The sequence below is a fragment of the Liquorilactobacillus satsumensis DSM 16230 = JCM 12392 genome (genome assembly GCF_001435195.1).
GTDB lineage: Bacteria > Bacillota > Bacilli > Lactobacillales > Lactobacillaceae > Liquorilactobacillus > Liquorilactobacillus satsumensis.
On sequence record NZ_AZFQ01000053.1, the window covers coordinates 164,800 to 172,025 of the forward strand.

Sequence of the window (7,226 nt, forward strand, 5' to 3'; positions counted from 1 at the left end):
ACTGTGACAAAAGTTAACTTTTGTCACAGCCCCTTTTTTGATTTCCTTGATTTTTCTGAAACGTGGACCAAAAGGCAATTAGCTACACTTAATCCCGTACGTCAGCTTTTCCATCCCGAAATTATCCGTCTGACACTGTTAATGCTCGCTAACTAAATACCTTTTGTCTCACTCTCTTTTTTAAGTTTGTCTGTTCCAACAGCTTCAATTTTTTTAACTCAAATGAATGCTTTTAATTTTATATCAGTTTTAAAAATCAGAAATATTTAATTATCAACTGCTTAGTCGCCTGCTGAACCTTTTAACCTGCTACTTTTTATGTTTCCATATAAACAAACCCACAAGACACACAAGCAACATTCCGATGAGCAGCACAAGGGGCCAAGTCCACACACCCAAGTCTAATTTGGCGGTCATAATATTTTTTGTCGCAGGAATTCGATACAACATTGCTAATAACAGTTGAAGCATCAGATAGATCGTTATAAAAATAAACGGTAATTTGGGACGCTGAATGCTAATCCAGATCAGACCGCCGATAAGCAAACTGCCAGCAACTAGCAGCACCACATGGTCCGCTGGTCTCACAATTAGCGATGTATGTACTAAATTTAACAGCATGACAATTCCAAGTGCCAGCATAATCCCACCATAGATGATCCCATTGAATACAGCTTCGAGCTTTCCGGTAGCTTTTAATGCAGCACTTCCAACACACCACAGAATCATAAACGGAAAAGGAACCATAACAGCTGCTTGCAACAACAAGCGCCCGACATCTAGGCTGCTCCCAGGCAAAACAAGGTCATTTAGGGTAAACATGCCAATCAGTTCAAACAATAAGCCAAATACAAATACAATAAAACCTTTGATATCATTGGGCATTGCTGCTAGCAATTCTTGGGCCTGAGCTTGTGGCGTTTTACCATAATACTCACGCGCGCTGATCCCATTTCTTTGAGCTTGTATTAAATCATTTAAAATCTCAAGTAGACTTGACTCAAGCACCATATCATTTTTTAAGGTACCGTGTCCGCGCATAAAAAGGGTTAAATTCTCATAATAGGCTTTATTTCCCGTTGATAGCTTGGCACGTTGTTGCTTATTGTCAGCAATTATTTTGTCAGCTTTCATTATTTTCCTCCTGAATTAGCCGTTCCACACTTTGAGAGAGAACATGCCATTGATTTGCAAAAGTTTGTTTTGCCACCACTCCAGCTGCAGTCAAAGAATAATATTTTCGGTTAGGACCATCTGGTGACGATTTCATCCGACTATTAAGCAATCCTTTCTTTTCCATTGTCATGAGCAGTGGATAAATCGTGCCTTTGGGGATCTCATCAAATCCATATTTGGAAAGAGCTTCTCCAATTGCGTAACCGTACAGTTCATTTTCAGCAAGCAAAAACAGCATGCAGCCTTGAAGAATTCCTTTTAACATTTGTGTATCGTTATCTTTAGCCACTATCTCACCTCACTAACATGTTTTACAAACTAGATAATACTCGTATTCAGCTAGTTTGTAAAGCATATTAGTTGAATAAGATTTTAGGTTTCTTTCCGCGATCGCTATTTTCAGCGCTAAATTTCTATTAATAAAGATCTTAATACGCAAAAATCCATCAAAGCAGCTTAATAGTCCGCTTTAATGAATTTCATTAATTCTCCCTGTTTGACCACCTTTTTAATCCGACCTCCTCCGAATTTTTAAATTGCTGCTGCCACTTAATCTCTGTGATCGTCCCCTGGTATTTTTTTTAAATGGTAACTGCGTCCAAAAATTACGAATGTAGTATACATATTTATACAGTTTTATCATAAAAAAAGCCTTCATCCTATAATTTATCAATCAATCTAAGGACAAAAGCTTTTTAAATTCCATCTTAAAAATATTTATTTCTCAGCAGAGTATTGATCCCCTTCACTACGCAACTTTCGCCGCTCTAACCGTGCCCACAGCGGCATAATTAAGCCTGCTCCAAACAGCACAAATACTGAAAAAAGATTCATCAGTAATTGTTGGTCGTATGCTGCCGTGGCGAATTTGACATCCTGAGGAATGAAGCTCAGCAGGGCACAGACCAGTGAGAACACAAAGCACCAACTGCCCACAGCTACTGCGACTGTTTTATTTTTAATGAATACAAACGCCGCATCAAATTTATCAGCCTGCAATCTTACCGCAATAAAAGCTAAAAAGACCCAGCAATTTTTAAAAGGAAACACAATTCCGTTCAAATTGAGCAGCCAGTTGAAGATTGAATTGATATCAGGCAAGGTTCCACTCATCAATAACAGGAAAAGACACAACCCGCTAGTTAAAACATAACTATTGATTGGGCGTCCGTTTTTATTGCGTTTACTCATCCAGCGAGGCATGAAGTCTGCCGCAGTATCACCAGCAATTACCCAGCTGGCCGCATCAAGCAGTACAGCTAATTGTGCCATCATATAAATCGCCTGCACAATCGCGAAAATAGCTAATAAAAAGTTCCCCAGCCCTAAACGTTGACCCAGTAATTGAAAAGCATAATATGAACCATTCATTTTAAGGTCGTGTGGCAAGTTGTTGGCGTTGAAGAAAATTGCAAGCGAGAGTGTTCCAAAAACCGTCAAAAAGGCGGTCATAATTGCAACTAACCACATTGCTTTGGGAAAGTCTCCTTTAGGGTTGCGCATGCGAATCAAATAGGGGGCAACAAGCTCCGCCCCACACACTGCAAACATTAAAAGACCGGTTGTAGAGAAATACTGCATACTAAAGTGGGGGATAAAAGAGCCTAGATTAAAAGGTTGCGTCGCAATTTTACCGCCATGCAACAAAGAATAACCAGTCATGACCACAAAAAGAACTGTCATCAAAAACATGGCACCTCCGCCAATTGTCGCCATGACTTCCATCGAATGTTTAAAAAAATTCTGTAACAAAATAAAAATCAGGATAATGATAAAAGTCAACAAGCCAAACGTAAAATTCGACATCTGTTTTCCTAAAGAATTGTCACCTGTTATCATCCATCCAAAGGAAACAACCACTGAATTTGCAACATCCACAATATAAGGCAGGCTAGCTGCCCAATACATCCAAGCTGTCCAGTATCCCAAAGTATCTGTAGTACTATGACGTACCCAAGAAGAAAGCCCACCATCTTCTTGTTCAGTGAAAGTTGCACCTAATTGACTAACGGACATCTCATAGGGAATCACGAACGTCAAGACCATAAATACCCATGTAAAAACAACTGATAAGCCTTGATTTTGCAACGGATAAAGCAGATCATCAAACCCGATAATCGTCACGAAATCCAAAAAAGCAATCACAGGCCAACTTATATAATGGCTCTTAGTAGCTAAAAAATTCATATTGTCTTATTACTCCTCCTGAAAGATTAAAGTTTGTAGGCACACTTAAACTTCAGGTTAGGCGGTTTGGCATGAAATAAGGTCCACAGTGCTTTCATTTGCTAAATTTCTCTTTTCAATTTATGCTAGTGTTTATTGTATAGGTAAAAAGTTGATTTGCAAAGCACCTTAAAAGTAATCCGGAATAAGTAAAGGAGCTAGACTAAAATTTCACTTTTAGCCCAGCTCCTCGCTATTTTATGCTGAACAAGCAAGTTTCATAAGTCAAAAACCCTTGTTTGAGACTACCCTTGAATTACACATTCATTCCAAAGGACGCCCGCTGTTCGCAATTTCGCGTTAATTTCAAACTTGATTAACTGATGACACATTCTCCGCCAAAGCAGGAATAACCTAAGATGCACAATAAAAAAGAGTTTCTGGGGTCAATTCCGCCTACTTAATTCTATCCATTATCTATAAGATTCGTCCTAATTACTATAATAATCATTAAGTGCCAACACATATGAACCCGAACCAAAGCCACCCATCGGGACTGAACCGGCATAATCTTGCGTGTTATAATCCAGCAGTTCCGGGATCAGTTCATAATTGGCCTGAGCCTGACTGGTCATCCAATCAAGCAGCACCTTGGCTTGTGACTTTTGACCCATTTTAGCCAGTGCACCAGCAATCCTTAAGTCAATAAAACCCCATTCTCTTGAATCGTACAAATCTCCATCTTGATCTCGCATATAACCTGGGGTACTCCCTGTTTTAATTCGCAGGTTAGCATTAAAAGCGGTGATCATCCCTTGGGCTAACGTCGAATTTGGTGCTACCATTCCAGTATTGATTGCCTCGACAGTTGATCCATCATTTTGATGAGCACTATCTCCCTTTCTTTCAAGTGATGAAGCAATTATTTGCTTTCCATTCTCTGTAACCACCAAGTTCTTCGTGACTGCTGTCTTGAGACTATCAGCTGCTGCAGTATACTTATGATAGTAATCTGTCAGTCCCAATCCCTTGGCCATTTCAGCTGCGGAATTCAATCCCGCCCATGTGGTAATGTTCGTAAAGGCAAATTGCTGCCGGGCTGGCGCATTCTTTAATACCGTAAAGGGCGTCCAGTGTTCCTCCCAAATTGACGAATCCGGTTGAATTAATCCAGTCTTTTTATCAACTAATTCTGTTAACAAGTCCGCGTCTTGGGCAGTAATCTTACCCCAATTTGTATTTTTGATACCTGCTTGAATAATCGGCTCTTGCTTGTTTTTCTCCTTAGTCAATTCGGCTTTTTTCGCAGCTAGCCACGTTGCTGCATTCGTCTTATTCTGAACTGCGGTGGCCAGCTCAGTCTGAGCCTGCTTGATTTGCTGCTTGGCTGCCTCAATTTGCTGTTTAGCAGTTGCAATAACCTGATTTTGTTTATTTAATTCCTGTGTAAGTTCATTTTTCTTGGCCTGTAACCAAGCCCGTGCCTTTTCTTTGTCTACCTGTGTCTGAGCCTGCTTTAATTTTACTTTAGCAGTCTTAACAATCTCTTTTTTCCGCTCAATCCAGCCCTGTGCCGCTTTGAGCTTGGCTTTTTCACTTGTAATAAGTGCCGTTTGTTTATCTTTTTGCTGAGTATCGGCTGTCTTTTTGGCATCTACTTGATTTTGTGCCTGCTCTAATTTACTTTGAGCATCGTTCACAATTTGCTGTTTGCGATCAATCCACTTTTGCGCACTTAAAACTTGCGGATTATTCAGCAAAAAGCTGTAATCTCCGGTCTTTTTGACATAATCATTCAGGACCCACAAGACCAGTCCCCAGCCATCAAATTCTATATTCGGTCCTTGATCATTGTAGTCTGAGTCCTCTGACCCATCTCCGAAATAACGGCACACCGATAACAAATAATTTGCACTTAACTTTGTATTCAACCCATAGGTCGGCGCAGCTTGATTCGAATTCTCAAGATAGTTCTTCTGGTAATAATTATCACCGCTTGAATCTTTACGCATCGCCGCATTCAAGAAGAAATTCAAAGCTGCTTTTGCCTCTTGATAATGTCCTGAATCAATCAGTGCTTTAATTGAATACGAACCATCACGTACCCAGGCGGTACTCCACTCCCCAGGAATCAAACTCGCCAAGACTTGCCCATTTCCTGTCCCTTTTTCTCTAACCTGAGACATTTTCAAAACAGCAGTTGATTGGCGATAAGTAGCCTGTTCTTGAGCAGTCATCCCGGCTGGCATCTGTTCATGCGCATGCCAATTCTGCCACCAAGTCTCTTCTTGCTTCAGTAAGGCTTCTGGTCCTTGTTGTAAAGCGGTTTGTGCATTGGCATCCACCGTCTGAGCTAGGGCAGCTTCATTGCCGTCTTCTCTTAGTCCAATCACAACACCAAACCATTTGCTTTGCCCAGTCGCTAAGGTCACATCTTTGTTCTCAAAACCTGCAACTAGGTCATCTCCGGTCTGCTGGGCAGTGTTGTTCAAATCCGCATTGTTATCTAAAAATGTCCGCGGTACATTTGTGCCGTTGCCAGCTTGATACGCTTGATTTTGCGCAACCAAATTCTTATAAATCGCAAAGCTGCCGGTTGTATTATTAAACTCTTTAAGATAATTATTTGAAGTATTATAGGAAGTTTCTTCATTTTTTGTGCCGTAATCACTGCCCATATGCATATTTTGCTGCGAGAAGACTCCAAGTTTGCTCGTTGGACCGTTATTTGTAACCTTTAACAGCAGATAGACTAATGATGAGCTGCCATCATCTGTGCCGGAAAAGGGCGTAAAATAATAACTGTCAAAGGAGAAATTACCGCTACTTTGTGCCGCGTGAATAATATTCGTTCCGTTTACGTATTCGGCTTTATTTACAGCAACTTGATCGAGCCAAGTCGGTTTATTGTTATCAGTTTTAAAGCCAAAATAGGCATCATACAGATAATTAGGAGTCGTACTGCCTTCTTTTTCGTGTGAAAAAATATGATGCTGAAATCTAGTCATTTTTCTTTGTGACTGCGAATATATCCCTGCACTGATTCCATTTGAGGTTGTCAGTTGATCCCATGAATTATGCCCGGTATAATCAGCAGCCTTAGCTGTCTTAGATAAACACATAAAAGTTGCTAAAATTGTCATCCCCCAAACAAACAAAAATTTATAATACTTTTTAGTTCTAAGCATTACACATTCCCCCAATAATGTTTACGATTTCAAACCCGTTCCCTTCTTTTGCCCTTCAGTTACTTCACAATTCTAAGTTTAATTTTCCTCCTCATAAGATAAATTTTCATTCAAGCGCTGCTTTTAACTCAAGACTGTATCACTTGAATGCTTAATTATGAAATAACAGATACACTACTATAGATGTAAGCAAATTTGGCGCCAAATATAAAGGAGTGTGAGCTGCAGCGTCTAGTCTCCGTAGACTAAGGTCAGAATTATGCGGTAACCTGGGATTGGTTACAAGTAATTCTAACTTAGTCTTAGGAGGCTGCTGCAGGGAACACGTTCAAAAAAGTGCGAGCTGCAGCGTCTAACATCCGTGAACTAAGGTCGGAATTATGCGGTAACCTGGCTAATTTAATAAGTGTGCTAGTTATCCTGTTCAGTGTATTATTTTAAAGATAGTGTATCGTAAAAAAAGCCTTTTTTTGAATATCTGTATCATCACACTACAAAACTAAAATTAATGAAGGAAGGTAGCTGATGGAAACCATTTCCCCCATAATAAAACGGGGCTGTGACAAAATTTAACTTTTGTCACAGTCCCTCTTTTATTCCGTATAAACGTGTTCCATAACCCAAAATTCTCCGTCTAACCTCGAATTACTCATAGCAAAGTACTCGCTATCTTCGTAATTTCGAGTTAGTACTCAA

Annotated in this window: 4 protein-coding genes; all 4 read right to left on the reverse strand. The window is 40.0% G+C overall.

Annotation, left to right across the window (positions count from 1 at the left end; all coding sequences use genetic code 11):
* Window positions 1–309: 309 nt before the first annotated feature.
* The 4 genes from FD50_RS10470 to FD50_RS10485 all read right to left on the reverse strand — a co-directional run bounded on the left by FD50_RS10470 (window position 310) and on the right by FD50_RS10485 (window position 6,530).
* Window positions 310–1,134 (reverse strand): DUF1129 domain-containing protein, encoded by an 825-nt coding sequence (locus FD50_RS10470; RefSeq protein ID WP_056961554.1) that lies wholly within the window; start codon window positions 1,132–1,134, stop codon window positions 310–312.
* On the reverse strand, window positions 1,124–1,441 hold the full coding sequence (locus FD50_RS10475; protein WP_267476108.1) for a PadR family transcriptional regulator: 318 nt from the start codon (window positions 1,439–1,441) through the stop codon (window positions 1,124–1,126). The genes FD50_RS10470 and FD50_RS10475 overlap by 11 nt, the downstream gene beginning before the upstream one ends.
* 452 nt (window positions 1,442–1,893) lie before the next feature.
* Window positions 1,894–3,363 carry an APC family permease gene (locus tag FD50_RS10480; protein ID WP_056961556.1) on the reverse strand — a complete coding sequence of 490 codons (1,470 nt, stop codon included), beginning with the start codon at window positions 3,361–3,363 and terminating at the stop codon, window positions 1,894–1,896.
* A gap of 470 nt (window positions 3,364–3,833) precedes the next feature.
* Window positions 3,834–6,530 carry a family 15 glucoamylase gene (locus FD50_RS10485; RefSeq protein ID WP_228888652.1) on the reverse strand — a complete coding sequence of 899 codons (2,697 nt, stop codon included), beginning with the start codon at window positions 6,528–6,530 and terminating at the stop codon, window positions 3,834–3,836.
* Window positions 6,531–7,226: the final 696 nt, after the last annotated feature.